At 44.7% G+C, this 18,475-nt stretch carries 20 protein-coding genes; 7 read left to right on the forward strand and 13 right to left on the reverse strand.

Going from position 1 to position 18,475, the window contains the following annotated elements:
* Nucleotides 1-384: 384 nt before the first annotated feature.
* Together IV55_RS03975 and IV55_RS03980 are read right to left on the reverse strand one after the other, a co-directional pair.
* A complete protein-coding gene (locus tag IV55_RS03975; RefSeq protein WP_057809606.1) occupies nucleotides 385-987 on the reverse strand; it encodes a pentapeptide repeat-containing protein in 603 nt (200 codons plus the stop codon).
* A gap of 7 nt (nucleotides 988-994) precedes the next feature.
* Nucleotides 995-2,539 carry an ABC-F family ATP-binding cassette domain-containing protein gene (locus tag IV55_RS03980; RefSeq protein WP_057809608.1) on the reverse strand — a complete coding sequence of 515 codons (1,545 nt, stop codon included), beginning with the start codon at nucleotides 2,537-2,539 and terminating at the stop codon, nucleotides 995-997.
* A 246-nt stretch (nucleotides 2,540-2,785) separates the two neighbouring features.
* On the opposite strand from IV55_RS03980, the gene IV55_RS03985 reads away from it, so the two are divergent.
* On the forward strand, nucleotides 2,786-3,145 hold the full coding sequence (locus IV55_RS03985) for a VOC family protein (protein WP_057809610.1): 360 nt from the start codon (nucleotides 2,786-2,788) through the stop codon (nucleotides 3,143-3,145).
* A 17-nt stretch (nucleotides 3,146-3,162) separates the two neighbouring features.
* Complete coding sequence (locus IV55_RS03990; protein ID WP_057809612.1) at nucleotides 3,163-3,351, forward strand: hypothetical protein; 189 nt, start codon at nucleotides 3,163-3,165, stop codon at nucleotides 3,349-3,351.
* An 86-nt stretch (nucleotides 3,352-3,437) separates the two neighbouring features.
* Here the strand turns inward: IV55_RS03990 and IV55_RS03995 are convergent, their stop codons facing one another.
* The 5 genes from IV55_RS03995 to IV55_RS04015 all read right to left on the reverse strand — a co-directional run bounded on the left by IV55_RS03995 (nucleotide 3,438) and on the right by IV55_RS04015 (nucleotide 7,784).
* Nucleotides 3,438-3,806, reverse strand: coding sequence for an immunity protein Imm33 domain-containing protein (locus tag IV55_RS03995; protein WP_057809614.1), 369 nt, complete (start codon nucleotides 3,804-3,806; stop codon nucleotides 3,438-3,440).
* 63 nt (nucleotides 3,807-3,869) lie between these two features.
* Entirely contained in the window at nucleotides 3,870-5,837 is a 1,968-nt protein-coding gene (nagE, locus tag IV55_RS04000; RefSeq protein ID WP_057809615.1) for an N-acetylglucosamine-specific PTS transporter subunit IIBC, read from the reverse strand.
* A 247-nt stretch (nucleotides 5,838-6,084) separates the two neighbouring features.
* Nucleotides 6,085-6,957, reverse strand: a complete 873-nt coding sequence (locus tag IV55_RS04005) for a DegV family protein (RefSeq protein ID WP_083483921.1) — start codon at nucleotides 6,955-6,957, stop codon at nucleotides 6,085-6,087.
* A 73-nt stretch (nucleotides 6,958-7,030) separates the two neighbouring features.
* Nucleotides 7,031-7,393 (reverse strand): fluoride efflux transporter FluC, encoded by a 363-nt coding sequence (locus IV55_RS04010; RefSeq protein ID WP_057809619.1) that lies wholly within the window; start codon nucleotides 7,391-7,393, stop codon nucleotides 7,031-7,033.
* Entirely contained in the window at nucleotides 7,386-7,784 is a 399-nt protein-coding gene (locus tag IV55_RS04015) for a fluoride efflux transporter FluC (RefSeq protein WP_057809622.1), read from the reverse strand. The genes IV55_RS04010 and IV55_RS04015 overlap by 8 nt, the downstream gene beginning before the upstream one ends.
* A gap of 558 nt (nucleotides 7,785-8,342) precedes the next feature.
* On the opposite strand from IV55_RS04015, the gene trpX reads away from it, so the two are divergent.
* The 4 genes from trpX (at nucleotide 8,343) to IV55_RS04035 (ending at nucleotide 12,098) form a co-directional block, all read left to right on the forward strand.
* Entirely contained in the window at nucleotides 8,343-9,338 is a 996-nt protein-coding gene (gene trpX, locus IV55_RS04020; protein ID WP_057809624.1) for a tryptophan ABC transporter substrate-binding protein, read from the forward strand.
* Nucleotides 9,335-10,240: an ABC transporter permease gene (locus tag IV55_RS04025; protein ID WP_057809626.1), complete on the forward strand. Its 906-nt coding sequence runs from the start codon at nucleotides 9,335-9,337 to the stop codon at nucleotides 10,238-10,240. Before trpX ends, IV55_RS04025 begins: the two co-directional genes overlap by 4 nt.
* The gene (locus IV55_RS04030; protein WP_057809628.1) at nucleotides 10,224-11,006 is read left to right on the forward strand and encodes an ABC transporter ATP-binding protein; all 783 of its coding nucleotides are present in this window, start codon (nucleotides 10,224-10,226) and stop codon (nucleotides 11,004-11,006) included. The genes IV55_RS04025 and IV55_RS04030 overlap by 17 nt, the downstream gene beginning before the upstream one ends.
* Before the next feature lie 294 nt (nucleotides 11,007-11,300).
* On the forward strand, nucleotides 11,301-12,098 hold the full coding sequence (locus IV55_RS04035; protein ID WP_057809630.1) for a glycosyltransferase family 2 protein: 798 nt from the start codon (nucleotides 11,301-11,303) through the stop codon (nucleotides 12,096-12,098).
* Nucleotides 12,099-12,153: 55 nt separating this feature from the next.
* On the opposite strand, the gene IV55_RS04040 is transcribed toward IV55_RS04035, so the two are convergent.
* The gene (locus IV55_RS04040; protein ID WP_057809632.1) at nucleotides 12,154-13,017 is read right to left on the reverse strand and encodes an NAD(P)-dependent oxidoreductase; all 864 of its coding nucleotides are present in this window, start codon (nucleotides 13,015-13,017) and stop codon (nucleotides 12,154-12,156) included.
* 5 nt (nucleotides 13,018-13,022) lie between these two features.
* Nucleotides 13,023-13,604 carry a hypothetical protein gene (locus IV55_RS04045; protein ID WP_157047458.1) on the reverse strand — a complete coding sequence of 194 codons (582 nt, stop codon included), beginning with the start codon at nucleotides 13,602-13,604 and terminating at the stop codon, nucleotides 13,023-13,025.
* Nucleotides 13,605-13,971: 367 nt separating this feature from the next.
* Between IV55_RS04045 and IV55_RS04050 the strand changes: the two genes are divergently transcribed.
* Nucleotides 13,972-14,412: an ArsC/Spx/MgsR family protein gene (locus IV55_RS04050; protein WP_057809636.1), complete on the forward strand. Its 441-nt coding sequence runs from the start codon at nucleotides 13,972-13,974 to the stop codon at nucleotides 14,410-14,412.
* A 203-nt stretch (nucleotides 14,413-14,615) separates the two neighbouring features.
* Here the strand turns inward: IV55_RS04050 and IV55_RS04055 are convergent, their stop codons facing one another.
* The 4 genes from IV55_RS04055 to IV55_RS04070 all read right to left on the reverse strand — a co-directional run bounded on the left by IV55_RS04055 (nucleotide 14,616) and on the right by IV55_RS04070 (nucleotide 18,231).
* Entirely contained in the window at nucleotides 14,616-15,470 is an 855-nt protein-coding gene (locus tag IV55_RS04055; RefSeq protein WP_057809637.1) for an alpha/beta hydrolase, read from the reverse strand.
* Between the two features lie 394 nt (nucleotides 15,471-15,864).
* Nucleotides 15,865-16,197 (reverse strand): thioredoxin, encoded by a 333-nt coding sequence (trxA, locus tag IV55_RS04060; protein WP_057809639.1) that lies wholly within the window; start codon nucleotides 16,195-16,197, stop codon nucleotides 15,865-15,867.
* A 54-nt stretch (nucleotides 16,198-16,251) separates the two neighbouring features.
* Entirely contained in the window at nucleotides 16,252-17,373 is a 1,122-nt protein-coding gene (locus tag IV55_RS04065; RefSeq protein WP_057809641.1) for a lactate oxidase, read from the reverse strand.
* Between the two features lie 81 nt (nucleotides 17,374-17,454).
* Nucleotides 17,455-18,231, reverse strand: coding sequence for a TerC family protein (locus IV55_RS04070; protein ID WP_057809643.1), 777 nt, complete (start codon nucleotides 18,229-18,231; stop codon nucleotides 17,455-17,457).
* Nucleotides 18,232-18,475: the final 244 nt, after the last annotated feature.

Here is an 18,475-nt window from a genome sequence, read left to right on the forward strand (position 1 = left end):
CCGCTTTGCGGGCGGCACAAACCCGTTAGTACCAAAGTAAAAGTCAGACGCAAAAGCAAATAGCCGCTCCAACACTCTACGCGTACGTAGCTTGTTGGAGCGGCTATTTGAGTTTACAGTTAACTATTACTTAGAGTGAACGTTGGCCGCTGTAGGTTACCGTGGCGGCGAGTTTACTTCGACGTTCACTGTACTTGTGTTTTGCCCGCAAGGCGGGCAAAGCACTCCCCCAGCGCCAGGTCATTAGCAATGGAGACCAGATGTAACACTGAGAACGAAGGGCTGCGAAGAATTCGCAAAGCCCGTAGTGGTAAGGTGTCGCATCTGGTCGACGGTGAGCAAAGCGAACTTGCTAATGGCCTGGCGCTGGGGGACAAAGCCCCCCTATTTGACCTCGATACCAAACATGCCAATTAACTGAGCAGCTTGGTACTGGCTAACGATCAGTCCTCTTACTAACCGAGAATCTAATCGGAGCGCTTCAAACTCAGCCTCATGCCAATCAAAACCAGCCAGTTGCGTTTCCACAAAATCTGCATCCGTAATGCGGGAACCTGCGAAGTCCAAACCCTTTTTCACTGTGACGGCTTGAAAGGCGCTTTCCAACAAATCGCAATTTAAAAAACGACTGTGCTCCGCGCGCATTTCGCTAAAGTTTGCGTATGTTAGTTTGCAGGCAGAAAATGTTGTCCCACGTAACACGGCCTGTGAAAAATCGCCACCGGCCAGCTGTAGGCTTTCTAACTGACATTCAAACCAGGTACTTCGTTGCCAACTCGCATTTGGCACTTGGCTGTGATGCCAATGAACACGCGTGAAATCAACATCATCAAAGTTAGTCTGTTCAAATATACAGTGATCAAAGGTTACATCCATCAGATGAAGCGCTTGATTAGATACAGTAAACGTACAGTTCACATAAACAGTATCGGGTTCCACATCATCTAGCGACAACGTTTGATCACGAATTTCAGGCTGATCAGGCATGCTAACCCTACTTTCGTAAACTTAATTTTTCCACGTTCAGAACTTCATCAATCCAGCTGTCATAGAAGCCTTCCTCATGGCTGACCATGATTAAATTCCCTCGGAACTTCTGTAAGGCTTCACTCAACGCACGCTTTGTTTCGTCATCCAAATGGTTGGTCGGTTCATCCATAATCAGGAAGTTGGCTGGGGTCAATTCCATGATCGCAATCTTGACCTTGGTCTGTTCCCCACCAGATAGGAGATTCATCGGCTTCATGACATTAGTAGCATTGATTCCAGCAGCCCCTAACTTTGTCCGAATCGTCTTGGGTAGCATAGTTGGAAATTCATTTTGAATGGTCTGCAATGGCGTTTGGTTATCGTCATCCCAGGTTAAATCTTGGCTGAAGTAATTGATTTTAGCTGATGGTGAAAATTCAGCTTCCCCACTCAGCGGTGTCAACATCCCCAAAATTGACTTAATTAAGGTCGACTTACCAACCCCATTGAATCCGGCAAAGGCAATCTTCTTCGAAGTCCCCAGCGTAAAGGTCACAGGTGCTAACAATGGGTGCTCATAGCCGACGGACAGTTTCCGGACCACCAAGGCATTTTGCGAGCCAGTATCCAGGTAAGGAAAATCAAAACGTGCCTGTAGATTATCTGACGGTGGATCAATCCGATCCATTCGTTTCAGCATCTTTTCCCGAGATTTAGCCATGTTTGAATGTGAACCAGCTTTGAACTTCGAAATCAGTTTTTCATTTTTTTCAATGACGACCCGTTGCCTTTCGTAGGCCTTTTCTTGGAATTCACGCTTTTCTTCCTTTTGTTGCATGGCCTTCTTGAAGCTACCACGATACTTTGTGATTTTTCCAAAAGAAACATCACAAATCGCATTGGTGACAGCTTCTAGGAAGTCATAGTCATGTGAAATGACCATTGCGGCCCCTTCATAACTATTTAAATAGTCCTCTAACCACTGAATATGTGCCACATCCAGGTAGTTCGTCGGTTCATCCAGCAGGATTACTTCAGGATTTTCCAACAATAATTTGGCTAAAATAATCTTTGACCGCTGGCCACCAGACATTTCAGATACAACATGATCCTTACCGATTTCATTCAAGCCTAAACCAGTGATAACACGTTCAATTTCAGTTTCAACTTCATAGAAATTACGCGCAGCTAGTTCATCTTGTAGGCGACCAGCTTTTTCCAATAGCTTGTCATCCATGGAAGTGGCATAGTCTTCATAATATTTCTGCATCTGTGCATCCATTGCATATAAATCAGCATAGGCAGTATGCAAAAACTCAATCAACGTCATCCCGTCAGGAATATCGGCATATTGGTCTAAGTAACCAATGCGGATATTTTTCTGCCATTTAATATCACCAGATACCGGTAACAACGTCCCTGTAAGAATTTTGATCAGCGTTGATTTACCAGCCCCGTTTTGACCAACAATCCCTAGGTGTTCACCTTTTTCCAGCTGAAAGCTGGCATCTTCGTATAAATCCTTATCGGCAAAGCTCATCGATAAGTCGGAAACTTCTAACAAACTCATAGTTTATCTACTCTCTTTTTCTTCGTTGTAACAGCAGCACCATAAATAAAAACCGGCATGGTAAACTTCCCCAACCGGTTACTGAACCAGTTACTGTACGCGCCAGTAGTGGTCACTTTTTTGCCGTTCTACTTATTTAACAGTGAATAAAATGATAACATATTTCGCGGTTTGAGACCAATCCAGCGAAGTCACACCGGCGTTATGCTACAATTTAGGTAATCACAAACAAGGAAGTCTTCAGCAATGAACGTTCGAACCATTAGCCAATATCATATCAATGTCGTCGATGCCAAACGTGCTTGGCGTTTTTATCACGAGGTGTTTGACATGCCCGACACTGTCTTAGATGACGGTACCGAGACCGTTACGGTCGGCGGCAAGCTCGTTACATTTAACACTGTTTCTGAACATGAACCGCATACTGATGTCGCCCATCCTGACTTCACCTTGCAAGCACATGATCGGATTGATGACTTGATGAGCCACTTGCAAAACTATTGGGTGCCTATCATTGCCGGTCCAATTGCTGATGGCGACTTGCAGGCAGTATACGTGAACGATTTTGAAGGCAATTTGATCAAGATCCTAGAACGCGCCAAATAGCGCAAGGAGGACTTCATATGCATCCAGATAAACCAACACACAATTACCATCGTATCTTCAAGAAACGTCGCTTTGGCATGGGTTTTGACTTCAACACACGTAGTAAAGGTGGGCGGTTCTTTGCATCCGCGACCACTTTAATATTCGTCTTGTATATGCTCATTAACATTCGCCATGGTAAGTGGGCGGAAATGCACCAAAAATAATAGTGCTGACAAAACTGAAGTGCCCCATAATTGTTAGATTTGTGTGTCTAACAATTATGGGGCACTTCTTTTGGTCCGCGCGCTTTTTAATCTTCTTCTAAAAACGGTAACTTTGGCGTCCGCACCTTGACCGGATGTGCTAAATCATTGTCCCACCATTGTGCTGCGCCGTTATCACTGATCACTAACTGTAATGTCGTACCTGCTGGGTAATCAAAGATGCCGAACACAGCTGGTTGTATTTGCAGGATTAAGTTGAAATCAATTGGCGTTAGTTCGGTCGCCAATGGATCATTATCATCGTCTGCAAAGAAACGCCAACCATTATCGGAGTCCGCCACTGAATCTTCACGGATTGCGTATTTTAAAATGCCGTCGCCAGACAGAATCGTGTTTGATACCAAACTTGCCCCAGCGCCTTTTAGCGGATGCGCTGTAATTTCGTTTTCAGACATCATCAGGCCTCCCTGTGTTTATTCCACAGTATACGCATTTATCTGCGCAAGTAACAGATGTCATTAATGGACTGTTACGACACCCATGTCATCGCCACGCGTGATTTCCTCATGCATCACAATATTTAAATCCGTCACAACGTCCATATTCGTGACCACGACCATTGTTGTAATGGCCTTGTCTGCTGCTTTAATCGCGTCTAAATCAGCTACTAAAACGTTATCCCCAGCCTTAACCGTAGTGCCTGCCTCTAGTAATGTCGTAAATGGTTTACCGTCTAATTCCACCGTGTTGATACCAACGTGAACCAGAATTTCCAATCCATTCTCGGTGGTAACGCCAAACGCATGCTTAGTTGGAAAAATCATTGAAATTTTGCCATCAACCGGACTCGCAATTTTGCCATCGACTGGTTCAATTGCATAACCATCACCCAATAATTTACCAGCAAATGTACTGTCAGCAACGTCAGCCAAATCAATTTGTTGACCATCAGCGACTGCCACTAAATTCGTGGTGGTCGTTTTTGCTTCTTCAGTGACGGCTGGCTTTGTTGCAACTGCGGCGTCTACAGGTCCAGCGGCGACTGCAGCAACCTCACCATGAGCGATTTGTTCCAAAGCATCTTCAACGAACTGAACTTCTGTACCGATAATAATCTGAATATTATGAACATCCAACACGTTAACAGCTGCCGCACCAGCCGCTTTGATAGCAGCAATATCGACCTTGGCTGTATCAACTAACTGCCAACGAAGACGGGTTGTACAGTTACTCATCGTCTGAACATTTTCTTTACCACCAATAGCGGCCCAGATGCGCCGACCTTGATGCAAATACTTGTCCTCTGAAGCATCTGTTGCAGTATCGTCAACAACGGCCGTCGCATCCTCACGACCAGGTGTCTTTAAATCAAACCGTTTAATCGCAAAATCAAAACCGAAAAAGTAAATCACGCCCATAAATAGGCCTTGCACCAATAACATTAGTGGCATGTGCGCTAATGGCATCCGGGTACTCAGTAAGAAATCGACAAAACCAGCACTAAATGAAAAACCAGCGGTCCAATGCATCGCCGCAGCAAGTGCCAACGAAAGACCAGTAAAGATTGCATGTAAAACATACAATGGCCAAGCAACAAACATAAATGAGAACTCTAGCGGTTCGCTCACACCAGTAAAGAATGAGGCAAACGCACCCGCTAACATCAATGAACCAGTTTGCTTTTTGTTTTCAGGTTTCGCATTCCGATAAATCGCATAGGCCCCAGCAGGCAAACCAAACATCATCACTGGGAAAAAGCCAGCCATGTACATTCCTGTCACACCAGCAGTACCGGTGCCAGCCAACCATTTACCCATATCGTTAATACCGGCAACATTGAACCAGAAGACAGCATTTAATGCATGATGCAAGCCGGTTGGAATCAACAGACGGTTGAAAAATCCGTATAATCCAGCACCCACCCAGCCCAGTTTGGCGATCATGGTTCCGAAAGCAACCAACGCACCATACACAGCAGGCCAGACAAACAATAAGACCAAGGTGATCACAAGCATACTAACAGCCGCTAGAATTGGCACACTTCGCTTCCCAGAAAAAAATGACAGCGCCATTGGTAGTTTGGTTTCATGGAACCGATTGTATAACGCAGCGGCGATTAGGCCTGCAATGATCCCAATCAAAACGTTGTTATGAATCGCGGTAAATGCAGGATTCACTGCACTGACCTTGACATGCAATAAACCAGCTAAGTTAACTGGATTCAGCATGTAACTCGGAATTAAGTAGGCAACAAGACCAGCAACAGCCGCAGCACCGTCTTGTTTCTCAGACATTCCCAAAGCAAGGCCAATCGCAAATAGCAAGGCCAGCGAATCTAGAATCGCCATCCCACCATTAATTAAAAAGGCCCCCGCAGCATTACCTGTACCAATCCAGTGACCAATCCCTGTTAGTAAAGCTGCTGCAGGTAATGTTGCGACCGGTAACATTAATGACCGGCCAATCTTTTGGAAGTAATCTTTCATGTTTTCAGAAATCTCCTTGTTCGTTTATACCAATGAAAATAATATTACCGTTAATCACTGATATATCAAGGAAACATTTCAAGTAATGATCTAGACCAGTCTTTTAGTTCCACTATTTTCAAGCGTTTGCGCAGGCTAAATTTTTTTCATTTATTTTCACTAAACGCGCGCATTGTTTTCATCACAAAAGAAATCCACAAAAAATAGGGTTGGTATCTAGACCAATCCTACTCGTTAAAATCGTTGTTTAGTTCAAAAAGCTCTGCCAATCACGCGCATAAATGAAACCCATGGCTTTTTCACCAGTGTGAACCCCAATCAATGGTCCAATAATACTGTCCTCAAAGGTCACAGACGGAAATTCAGCTGCCCCTGCTGCTAACCACTGGGCCTTCATCTGCGGATTATTAGCATCTACAATGCTGACACGTAGCGGATAATCTACACTATCAACAACCTTATGAAAATTAGTCGTGATGGTTGTGAATGCACGCTTCATTTGTCGTTCACGCCCTGTGGCAACAATTTTACCTTCCGGTGTGAACGCGAGCATTGGTTTGATTTGCAGCATCGTCCCAATTAGTGACTGCCCATTCGAAATTCGCCCAGTACGCATCAAATGACGCATATCATCAACAACGAACATAACCTTAGTTGTTTCACGCAGCTGCGCTAAACGTTCAAAGATTTCATCAACTGACATACCCTTTTCAGCCAAGGCTGCGGCAAGCAACACCTGGTTACCAGCGCCTGAACATGCAATCCGTGAATCCCATACGTGCACGTCGATATCAGTCACAGATGGTGCATACGCCGTTACATTTGAAATGAAGCCCGAAATACCACTCGACAACCCCACCACAATGGCAGTGTCATAGCCATCAGCGAGTGCTTGATCCAGCACCCGCTGCACTTCTCCATTGGACGCTTGGGAAGTTGTTGGCGTCACGTGTTCGGTCTTCAACATCGCATAAAACTTATCGCTATCAAGGTCGACATTTTCATGATAAACATGATTGCCAAACAAGACGGGATCATTCACTACATAAATGTGATACCGGTCAATATCGGCTTGAGTTAAGTATGCCGAACTGTCTGTCAGCACCGCAATTTTCATCATTTTCACCTGTTTTCATGTTTAATAATTCACTCGGTCACTGAAAGTTTACTCATTTTTACAGCGTTTTGCACGTCTAGAGAACGATAAATCCAATCCATGCTGCTAATAACCCACAACCTGTCGATGCTAAAACATAACTACTAGCCGTCCACCAACGTCGTTCATCAATCAGCAAGACGATTTCGTTAGCCATGGTTGAAAATGTCGTAAAGCCGCCAAGAATACCAGCACCAATCAAAACTTTAATAAATGGTGCCAACTGACTGCCCATTGTCACCCCTAGACAAAAACTCCCGGTAATGTTGATCAAAAATGTTGGCCACGGAAAATGTGGTTGCCGTGAAAATAGCTTGCTAACCTGCATGACTGTGTATCGCAGCAACGCACCAACACTTGCGCCAACACCTGCTAAGGCCGCTAACCCTAGGTTATGCATCAAGCTCACCATCCGTTCTTGCTAATAGCCAAACTGCTAGTCGTTTACCACCAAGTGCTGCTAGGATTCCACCGATTAGGGAAAGTGCCAGGTAACTAACGACAATGACGACGTGCCCCGTTGTCATCAGCTTCACACACTCCAATGAAAAACTGGAAAACGTTGTAAAAGCACCAATCATCCCTGTACCCAAGCCTAAAACTAATTCACTCGGTAAGGGTAATCGATTTGCTAACCAAAAGTTGATCATTGCCAACAAAAAAGCGCCAATCACATTGATTAGAATTGTTGTCGCAAACCATTGTGACGTCATCGGAAACAATAGTTCCAGCAATTCACGTAAGCTACCGCCAATAAAAGCAAAACCACCGACCGCAATTATTTTCTTCATGATAATTCCTTCTCTACATATAAATGACTGATATTTAGGATACGCATCTATGCGGATGCTGACAAACTTTTTTCAAAAGGTGTTTGACATCTTTTGGTCCTTCCCCTAAACTACTTTCTAAAGACAGTCTCGAGAAAGGAAGTTAGTTGTGATGGTTATCAACTTACATACCCAACTGAATACTTGGCAAAGCCGGTAATTCAGATTGCGCAACCACCATCTTGCATGGATGCAATCTGAAGACAGATTTCTTCGATTACATCTGTGCCGACTAACTTTGATGTGAATTCATCACCGCGTCCGCATGGAACTATGTGCGAGCCCGGTGATTTTTTTATGACGGCAGTTCGTGCAAACCACGGACTGTCTTTTTTGTTTTCATAGCAACACGGCGCCCCTGTTATTTTTAAATGTACTCGCAGCTAAAACGAGTTACTCAGCCTTGAATCCTGTGCAGAACTTAGCCGCTGTCCGTGGCTAAAGCCACTACCACCGTCTTTGTTCTTGCTCGGATTCAAAACAGGCTGGTCCACTCTCTAACCTAAAGGAGTTATTTACATGAAACGTATGTACAGCCTCATTGCCATTATTTTAATCTTCCTAGGCGTCGCTTTCGTCGCTGAACGCAAACAACAGGCCGCTCAGGAAAAAGTACCCACCGTCGGAGTACTGCAATTATTAAGTCATCCCGCCTTGGATGCCATTAATCGCGGTATTGACGACAGTATCAAAGCACATGGGTACAAACCTGGTAAGGACATCCACATTGATTTTCAAAATGCCCAGGGTGACCAAAGCAATCTGCAAAGCATGAGCGCACGGTTCGTCAATGAACACGTCAACGTCGCCATTGGGATTGCAACACCTTCTGGTCAAGCTCTCGCCAACGCCACGCATAAGATTCCTGTCGTCCTTGGCGCTGTCACGAATCCTGAAGGCGCTAAGCTCGTTAAAACTAATGAACATCCTGGCGGTAATGTGACCGGAGTGTCGGATCATCCGCCTTTGGAAAAGCAGCTACGCTTAATCAAACAATTGACGCCAAACTTAAAAACATTAGGCATCATTTATACGTCAAGCGATGATTCTGCAGCAACTCAATATCGTCAATTTAAAGCCCTGTGCGAAAAACAACACATTGCTTTGAAAACTTACACTATCGCTAGCACCAATGATGTTAACCAAGTCTCACAGACAATGGCAAATGAAGTCGATGCTGTGTATGTACCAACCGACAACACCATCGCCAGCGCGATGCAAACACTGGTTAAAAATACCAATGCCAAGAAGATTCCAGTATTTCCTGGTGCGGACACAATGGTTAAACAAGGTGGCTTGGCAACTTATTCCATCAATCAGTACAAGTTAGGCCGTCACACCGGTGATATGGCTGTTGCCATTTTACGTCACAAGGCCAAACCCGCGAATACACCAATCGACTTTGTAACTGATAGCGATTTAACAGTTAACCTAAAAGCCGCTAAAGAACTTGGCATCACCGTTCCACAATCACTCATCAACGAGGCAAGTAAGAAGGGAGAACTTTACAAATGAGCTTAATCACATCCGCAATTGGACAAGGTCTCCTGTGGGCCATCTTAGGCCTCGGCCTGTTCCTCACATTTAGAATTCTTGACTTCCCCGATATGACCGTTGAAGGAACCTTCCCCTTAGGTGCCGCCACAGCTGTTGCCCTTATTACTAAGGGCATGAATCCGCTACTTGCCACCGGCTGTGCCTTTCTGGCCGGCATGTTAGCAGGGTTAATCACCGGTCTCCTATATACAAAGGGAAAAATTCCAATTCTGCTAGCCGGAATTTTAATGATGACCGCCGCCTATTCAATCAATCTGCGTATCATGGGTCGTGCCAATTTGAGCCTGTTAGGCAAAGCAACGCTGTTTAAAAACAATTTCTTAGATTCATTACCACAATACTTTGACGGTGTCTTCGTCGGCATGATTGTAATCATTATCATTACCGTACTATTGGTATTCTTCTTGAATACCGATCTTGGTCAAGCGTTCATCGCCACTGGTGACAATCCCACGATGGCACGTTCTATCGGTATCAAAACGGACAGAATGACCATCATGGGCTTGATGATCTCAAACGGGATGATCGCCATGGGCGGTGCCTTAGTCGCTCAAAACAACGGCTATGCTGACGTCAACATGGGAATTGGGATCATCGTTATCGCATTGGCTTCCATTATCATCGGTGAAGTTGCTTTTGGTGAACTATCGCTTTCCCAACGCCTAGTCGCAGTCACGCTTGGTAGTATCTTGTATCGTTTCGTGTTACTGATTGTGTTGCAATTAAACTTCTCAGCAAACGACTTAAACTTACTATCAGCCATCATCTTGGCACTTTGCTTACTACTACCACGCTTCCGTAAGTTTTTACACTTTGACCGGCTCATCGAAAGGAGTGTCCGCAATGACCAACACAACTAGTTCAGTACCATTATTAGAGTTGAAACACGTTTCCACCATTGTAAATGCACACACCCCGTCTGCCACCAAAATTTTAAATGATTTAAATCTGACCATTTATCCTGGCGATTTCATAACGGTATTGGGTGCTAATGGTGCCGGTAAATCAACGTTGTTTAACGTGATTGGCGGCAATCTAGCAGCTGATGAAGGTGACGTGCTTTTACACGGTGACTCTGTTAAACAGGAAACTGAAGAACAACGTACACGCTTTTTGGCCCGCGTCTTTCAAGATCCTAAACTTGGTACGGCGCCACGAATGAGTGTTGCGGAAAACTTACTCCTAGCATCACATCGCGGACAGCGTCGTGGCCTGCACCTACGTGGATTGCGCAGCCACATGGCTGAATTCAAAACCATGGCTGCCTCAATGCAGAACAATTTAGAAAATCGTCTGAATACTGCCACAGGAAACCTGTCCGGTGGTCAACGACAAGCATTGAGCTTTTTGATGGCGGTGGAAAGTAAGCCAGAACTTTTGCTGCTAGATGAACATACCGCGGCACTGGATCCAAAGACTTCGCAACAGCTTATGACCACGACCAATGACCGCATTGCACAAGATCACTTAACCTGTCTGATGATCACCCATCGACTGGAAGACGCTTTAACCTATGGCAATCGCCTAATCGTGCTGAGCGACGGCAAGGTTACGTATGATGTACGTGGTGAAGAAAAGAAACAGTTAACCAAGGAAAAGTTATTTGGATTCTTTGATGAACTATAGAACAGAGTGCGATTCAGCCCGGTTAAAAGCCGAGCAATTGCAGGCAAGGCGGTAGGCGTCGTGAAACGACACCGGACGGCTAGCAGGCAATGCACAGGCTTTTAGACTGAATCGCACGTTTCGACTATAGAACCTACAACGTATTCAATTTAAAGCCCTAGTCCACAAAAAATGACCAGTACGCGCCCATCCACCCCGGCACGTACTGGTCATTTTCCTTTTCCCATATCCAGATGCATCCCCACTTCATTTCATGTATCCTAAAGATAAAATCACCTATTCGGAGGCCCCCGTATGCAACCGCTCGTTTCAATTATCATTCCTGTTTATAACGCCGCTTTATATCTCGACCATTGTCTCGGCAGTCTATTACGGCAAACATATCAAAACGTTGAACTATTAGTCATCGACGATAAATCAACTGATGATTCAGGGTTGCTCTGCGATTTCTGGGCAGAACACGACGCGCGCATTCATGTCTTTCACCAAAGCACCAACCAAGGTGTGTCCGCCGCCCGAAACCTAGCTTTGGACAATGCATCTGGTACCTTTATCTGCTTTGTCGATAGCGATGATTGGTGTGAACCAGATTACATTAACCGTTTTGTGATCAACATGACTGAACAAAAGGTACAGTTAGCTTGTTGTGGCTATTTCGCGGATGGTCAATTGTTAAAGGCTTCGACCAACAAGCCATTATCACGTTCATTGACCCAAGGTGAGATGTTACAGGATATCATTAAACCAAGCGGTGATATTCGCGGATTCTTATGGAATAAATGCTATCGCAGAGACATTATTGAAGCTAATCATTTACGCTTCGATATGACACTTACAGTCATGGAAGATCAGCTGTTTAATGTCAGCTACATTCGTGACGCCGACACTTTTTGGTACGATGCTTATCAGACATATCATTACGTCACATACAGCAACAGTGCCTCCCATGGACTCTCTACCAAAAAATTAGCCGCTGAGTTAACTGCCCTTGATAAAATTAACGATGTTATCGATACTTCCGAACTTAAACAGTCACTGCAAACACAGTTAGCAGAGTATCGACTTATCTCAAATGATTCAGATGAAGACTAAAAAGCCAGGTCAAAATTGACCTGGCTTTTTAGTCTTCATCTTCTGCTCGAGTATTCTATGACCACCACAGTTTCACTAACGCCTGTGTGCCATCATCACCTAAACCACGTTCATCAACCAACTGCTCATACAGCTGCCGCGCAATTGTTGTCGCAGGCAGGTCGATGTTCATTTTGTCAGCCTCATCCAACGCAATCCGTAAATCTTTCAGAAAATGCTTCGCAAAAAATCCCGGCGTATAATCATTCTTCAAAATTCGTGGCACATAATTATCCATCGACCAGTTATCCGCGCCACCAGCGCTAAGCGTCGCCAAAACATCTGGCAAGTTCAAACCTGCCGCCTTTGCGTAAACAAGCATTTCGGTCAGACCAGTCATGGTGCCGGCAATCATAATCTGGTTTGCCATCTTCGCGTGTTGCCCTGAACCAGCTGGTCCAAACAAATGAATTGCCTGCCCTAATTGCTCAAACACGGGTTTAATACGATCATAGGCCGCTTGTTCGCCGCCAACCATCACTGTCAAGCGTGCTTCCTTAGCACCAATATCACCACCCGAAACTGGTGCATCGAGGGCGGTCACCTGATAGACAGGCGCCGCAGCAGCAATCTTTGCCGCTAACGACGGTGTACTTGTTGTCATATCAACGATGATGCTGCCAGGCTGGACTCCAGCAAAAACACCATCTTCACCAAAGTAAACACTTTCTACATCTTTTGGATACCCAACCATCGTCAACACAATCTCGCTTTTTGCTGCCACAATCGCTGGTGAATCAGCCCACTTAGCGCCTTGCTTAATCAACGATGCCGCCTTTGCCTGCGTTCTGTTGTACACCGTCACTGCATTGCCAGCTTTCAACAAATTCTCTACGATGGCCGCGCCCATTACACCGGTACCAATAAAGCCAAGTTTCATTTTAATTACTCCTTTACCGCTAACAATGCCCGACGATCCCGTCGTACTCGGCGATTTCGACGCATTAGTAGCATCCATAAAACACCCGTGATTACTGCGACAACTGTTGCTTCAACTTGATATTGATGTACATGCTCAGCAAAGTTCGTTAACCATTCATTCTGGTAATTCACCGTCAACGCAGACAGTACCAAGCCAGCAACTGTACTCGTCGCTGCGCTTGCGACGCCTGCATTAATGCCAACATTGCTAGCTTGCTGATTGACATCATCCGTCACCGCATTTTGTACAGTTGGAACATCAAAGTTAACGTCTTGTCCCGCGTAGGTTTGCCGCGTGCCTGTTTTCAAAACCGCTTTAATTAAGTCGTTGGTCGCTAAGTTGGCTGGAAGGTTTTTTTCTTGCAGTTGCGTAGCGATAGAATCATGTACTTGATTAACAACTACTGGAGATTGGACTGCTCGCACCATAAAAGGCCCGCTTAAAACGGTCAATCGAATTGCCAATACCAGAATAAAGATCAGTCCTAATAAAAAACTCAAAAATCCGTGAACGTGCCTTTTACGAATCGTTGGTTGAACTTTCATCGGCTTATTTTCATGCCGTTGCATTCTCGTGGTCGATGCTGTTTGATTATTATTTTTCATATGGTCAGTTTAGCACATCCCTCTTTTTCAAATGCATAAGAATCCTGTAATATCAGTCATTCTCGTCAATCACAGAAGTTCACTTTAGGAACTAATTCGGTCATTTGTTGACCTGCTTGTCAAAAAAATCGCCTAAATTAAGATTTTTTAAGTCTGTTTTAAGTTGCTTTTATTATGATTTATAAAAGCTAATAATTATAGTTATACAGAAACATTAATTTATTAGTGAGAAATTCATTAACAAACACGATTCAGATAGTAGATTGCAACATTACACAAATCCACATTTTCTAAGGAGGACTTGCTCATGCTACACATTTACACGATTGGATCATCAACTTCATGCCGCCACGCCATTGCTTGGTTAAAGGACAACGCTGTCCCATTCAAAGAACACCCAATTGACACGACTGCTAAGTTAACTGTTAAATCACGTGAAAAACTAACCGTTGAAACTGTTCGCGAATTTCTAGCCGCCAGTGAAGATGGCTGCGATGAACTACTCGCACCTCGCTCGCTTGCAATGCAAGCCTTATCAAAAACAATGGATATGGCCTCATTGCCACTTCGCAAAATGGTTACCGTTATTTCAGAAAATCCGAAAATGTTGCGGTGGCCAATTGCCTTTGACGACCAACGCAAGATCTTACAAGTCGGTTTTAACGATGATGAATTCGGTACCTTTATCCCACGACAACTGCGTAAACAAGAACTTTCAAGCATTTTAGCTAAATTAAATCAGGCATAAAACGATAAACAACAATGGGTCTGGCAGACATAACTAATTATGTCTGCCAGACCCATTGTTGTTTTCTAAGTTTCAATAGCGGAAACGTGCGTCAAAAGTCAAGTCGCTGTGCAGACTACGAACAACCTACCGGATTGAAGACCAGTCCGTACGGCCGTTCTAAGTCTTGCTCGCTACTTCCCGACTTTTTGCCCACTCGCTTATTAGTGTGTTGGATAATTTGTTGCCGGTGTATACTTCGCATCCCACAAGAAGTTGGCTACACTACGATCAACATGTGGATTTTGGTGTAAAAGATAGTGAATTTCTAGAATCCCGCCAACAAGTGTTTCACTTTGATAATGGTCGACTCGGCCAGCTAGCATCTCTCCCAACTGATGATCATCCTTAACAGAAATCCCAAAGTCGCCACCAGTACCAAATACATCCCCAGCAATATTCAATACTTTCACCTCACGTGGGAAACGTTCGGCAGCTGACTTCTCTTGCTTCGAAAAGTTTGTGGCAATATTAATGTACTTATCTGTCCTTGGGTAATCAGCACGTTGATCCGCAGCCTTTCCCGTTAAATATTGATAAATAATATTACAACCTGAGGAATGCCCAACAAAGTTAACGGCCGGTATATGCTCACGTTTTTTCAGCATGTACATAGCGGCGGTTAATTGCTTGCTTTGCCGGATTGGATGATGATTATCGCTGAAAAGCACTAGAATCAGTGGATTCTTATTACCGAGTGGCCCGCGCTTTTCAATATGTGCGTGACCATTTTTTGCAATGTGAATCGTCCACACAGCCTGCCCAATATCGTAGCGTTGCAACCGTTTGGTCATCGGACCAAAGGTCAGCCAGTTACTATAGTCACCGGAAACAAAAACAGTTGGTGTTTTACTGTATGTAACTTGCACATGACCCAATTCCTTTTGTTCACTGGCTTCCCAGCCAAGCACCACGCCGGCCATAACCAGCAAGACACACAATGAACCAATCAGCCAGCGAATAAACCGATCCTGCCGCGGCAATTTATATACTTTAGTCTGTTTTTCGTGTTCCGGCATCTCGTCGCTCCCAAAAGATAATGGCGTAATTATAACGCGGTTAGCGGGAACGATTTATCAAAGCGGCATGATGTTGGGGAAATTTTAGGAATTTGTTTTTGAAAACTGTACTAAGTTCCGTTTTTAGACTTCACGTGTATCCATTTTCAATTTATTACGCTGGACAAAGATTCGGTACAGCACCAATCCAAGTAGCCGTGGCGGCTTCATAAGTTATAAAAAAGGATTGAAAAAGTCACACTTTCTCAATCCTTTTTAACACGTCCTTATCAGAACCAATCGTTATCGTTTATATAGCTAAAACGAGCTCATCAGCCTTGAATTCTGTGCAGAACCTGGCCGCTGTCCGGAGCTAAAGCGCCTACCACCGTCCCTGCTCTTGCTCGGATTCAGATCAGGCCAGTTCGCTCTCAGTTACCTTTGCCTGCAGATAATTTGCCAGCTTTTCTTTTGGATAGTACCCGCTCACTTTTTCAACAGCCTTGCCATTTTTGAACACAACCAAGCTGGGAATACTCATCACCTTGTATTGCTCGGCAATTTCCTGATGGTCATCCACGTTCATCTTCAAAAAGTGAATTTTTTCACCATAAGATGCTTCCAGTTGATCTAAAACTGGTTCCATCATCTTACAAGGGCCACACCAAGGTGCCCAAAAATCAATCACTGACAAACCATCGGCGGTTGCTTCGTCAATTTGGACTTGTGTTGTCACTGTTTGTGCCATATTTTTCTCCCGTAAATATTGAATGACGTTAGTATACGGGTTTTACTTACAAATTTACAGCGTTCCGTCATAAATCCGTTTGCGCAACAGTTGCGTCTGTTTAATATCCGCGATTGTCTTGGTACCAGCCAATTGCATCGTGATCGTTAGTTCTTGGTTAAAGTGCTGAATCACAGACCGAACACCGTCTACGCCGCCAAGGTTCAGCCCATAGAACAATGGACGGGCAAAGGCAACAAGATCTGCCCCACTAGCCAATGCCTTAAAAGCATGTTCACCACGCCGAATCCCTGAATCAAAAATAATCGGTACTTGATGATCCACAGCTGCCGCAATACTTGGCAATACATCAAAGGAAGCTGGCCCACCGTCTAATTGCCGACCGCCATGATTGGAAACCCAAATTCCTTTCGAACCAGCACCAATCGCAAGTGTCGCATCGGGTGCAGACTGAACACCCTTCACGATCACTGGCAAATTTGTGTAACTGGCGACCGCCTCAATATCCGCAAGGCTTAAATTACGTTTAGCCCGGGCATAAATCTCCATGATGTTGAGCCCTTCACCACTAGTCCCGTTATTCGCATAATTAGCCAAATTGACCATTGGCAGCGGAAATTGAAAACCGGTCTTCACATCTGCCTCACGATAGCCACCAAGCGAGGCATCGGCCGTTAAAACAATTGCTTTGTAGCCACTCGCTACCGCTTGATCGAGAATCCAGTGATTAAAACCATCATCGTTGCTCATATACAGTTGGAAAAATTGCGCACCACCATCGCCAGCTTTGGCAATGTCAGGGACACTTTCATTAGCGTACGTAGAAACAGACATAATCGTGCCCTCGGCAGCAACACCGGCGGCTGTTTCCAATTCGCCATGTACATGTGCAAGTCCATGTGCGGCCGCTGGTGCATCAATCAATGGTGTCTTTAAATCAATATCCCATAATTTGGTATGTAAATCTGGATCCTGAATGTCGCGCAACACTCGCGGTACGATCTGCGCATGATCAAACGCTGCCGTGTTTTCTTGCATCGTCCATTCCGCTTCAGCCCCACCTTGAATGTAGCCAAAAGCACCAGCTTCCATGCGATCACGGACACGTCCTTCAAGGCTTGCCAAGTCATCAATCTTAATGCTGCCTTCTGCGGTGCTTGCCTGATAGTCTGCCATGTTAAATTCCTCCTCAATCTGAATTAGTCGAGGTCATTATAAAACAAAATCCGCCCACAGTTGTGAACGGATACTTATAACTTAATTCGCTTTTGTCGTTTTGTGATGTGCACGTCTGAAGAAGTGAATCACAAATGTCACACCCACAGCACTCAACACAAACAGGCCAAAAATTGGTGCTGGAATTTCAATATCAATTGCTGGAATTGACAAGAACAATTTCACTGCAATAACACCAATCAACACGTAAGCCATCGTTTCTAATTCGGGGATTCGTCGCATCAAATTCATAATGATTTCGGCAATCCCTCGCATACATAAAATCCCGATTAAACCACCGATCAACACCACTACTGGATTGTTTGAAATTGCGAGTGACGTCAGTACAGAATCGATAGAAAATACGATATCCATAATTTCAATCTGCACAACCACTGACCAAAATGTCGAAAGCCCAGCAATTCGTCGCGGCTTAACGGGTTGTGCTGTACCATCAACTGGATGGCGTTTACGTTTGGTCACCAAATGATGAAAATACCGATAAACCAAATAACATAGGTAGGCTGCGCCAATGACTTTGATAATCCAAAAATCAATTAGATAGGTGCCTATACCGATGATCAGAAAACGAAATAAATAGGCACCCCATAATCCATAAAACAGTGATTTTTCACGTTCACGCAGATTGGTCAGCGACGTTGTTTGTGCAGCCAGTACAACCGCATTATCCACGGACAATAAACATTCAATTAAAACTAACGACCCGATGATCAACCAGTCATTTCCGCTGGTTAATACCGCCGCCCAGTTATGGCCATCAAAAAATGGTCCATACAGTTGGCTTAGTAGATGTAACAAAGAAAATCTCCTTTCAAGAGAACAGAGAGCGAACAGATCCGCTTATAATCCGAGCAATTGCAGGCAAGGCGGTAGGCGTCGTGAAGCGACACCGGACGGCTGGCAGGCAATGCACAGGATTATGGATCTGTGAGCTCGTTTTAAGAACAGAGAGCGAGCCAACCCGGGAGGCATCGAGCACCAACAGGCAGGGCGGTAAGGGCTTTAGCCCTGGACGGTCGGCCAGTTGGGCACAGATGGCTGG

This window comes from Furfurilactobacillus siliginis, from assembly GCF_001437435.1.
Taxonomy (GTDB): Bacteria; Bacillota; Bacilli; order Lactobacillales; family Lactobacillaceae; genus Furfurilactobacillus; species Furfurilactobacillus siliginis.